This window comes from Streptomyces sp. NPDC057136, from assembly GCF_042670885.1.
Taxonomy (GTDB): Bacteria; Actinomycetota; Actinomycetes; order Streptomycetales; family Streptomycetaceae; genus Streptomyces.
This window is the reverse complement of sequence record NZ_JBHUUV010000111.1, coordinates 1-1,214: the sequence shown is the minus strand read 5'-3', so window position 1 is coordinate 1,214 and position 1,214 is coordinate 1. Positions and strand designations below refer to the sequence as shown.

The 1,214-nt window shown below is 67.9% G+C and carries 1 protein-coding gene; it reads right to left on the bottom strand.

Annotated features, from left to right (window positions below):
- Positions 1-239 precede the first annotated feature (239 nt).
- Positions 240-980 (bottom strand): GntR family transcriptional regulator, encoded by a 741-nt coding sequence (locus ACFT7S_RS38715; protein WP_376073315.1) that lies wholly within the window; start codon positions 978-980, stop codon positions 240-242.
- Positions 981-1,214 lie beyond the last annotated feature (234 nt).

Here is a 1,214-nt window from a genome sequence, read left to right as displayed (position 1 = left end):
CCGCGACGGCGGGGGTACGGCGCTCAGCCCCCGTCCCGCCCCGTCAGACGGCCGCTCAGCGCCACGCGCCCCCCACCCCTCCGCCGCCAGCCTGTCCGCGAGCACAACAGCGAGAGCGGCAGTCGGCAGACGGCTGGCCATGTAAACCGCTCAGAGATGCCGCCCTCGCTGGGCAGCAGAAAGCCCCCGCCGGATCTCCGACGGGGGCTCCTGGGGACGTTGGGCGAGGGCTCTATGTGTCACTCGCCGATGGGCACCCGGGCGCCGGGGGCGTAGACGTCTTCCCAGTAGCCGAGTGCCTGTTCGTCGTCGTGGAAGGTCACGGTCGTGACGAAGACGGCGATGGCCGAGTGGGCCGGGGCGTCGATCTCCAAGGCGTTCAGCTCGTCCTGGGACGCCTGCCGGGCGTGGCCGGTGCGCTGCCCCTTCACGACTTCGCGGCCGGTGCGCTCGCTGTAGAGCTTGTCGAACTGCTTCACCATCCGTACGTCGTCGGCCAGCTCCGGGACGGCGGCCACCGTGTGGGGCGGATAGACGGAGACGCCGACCGACGTCGGCTTGTCGTCCTGGCGGAAGACGCGAATGCGGATCACGGCTTCGTCGCCGGGCTCCAGGTTGAGAGCCGTGCAAATCTCGGGGTCGTGGACCGACCGGGTCATCACGCGGTGACCGGAGGAGGTCTCGCCGGGGGCGTAGCGCATCCCGTTCTTCTCCATGCGCTTCAGGCGGTCCGCGCCGGTGATCACCATGGGGTTCTTCTCGACGACCGTGCCCAGCGCCCCGCGCGAGCTGACCAGGCCCTCGCTCTTGAGTACGGCCAGGGCCCGGCTCACGGTCTTGGCCGCCACGCCGAACTGCTCACGGATCTCAGCGACGGACGGCAACGTGGCGCCAGGCGCGAGTTCCCCGCTCTTGATCAGTGTGCGGAAGTGGGCCGCCACGTCGGCATAGCCCTTCCCCTCCGGTGCCTTGTATGGCATGGCTTCTCCCTGTTTGTCGGAGCGCGGTACACCTCCGAAGGTACATCAATGACCCTCCCAAGGTACATCCTTGCCTCGCATCGGTGCTTGATGTATCTTCGTGGCGTCGGCAAGATACGTTAAGTACCACCGGGCCGACAGATGCGTACCTTCGGCAAGAGAGGGTCTGTCGTGGCCACAAGGAACGTTCCGCCCCGGTCCGGGGCGAACAGCACGAACAGCAACAGCAGCAAG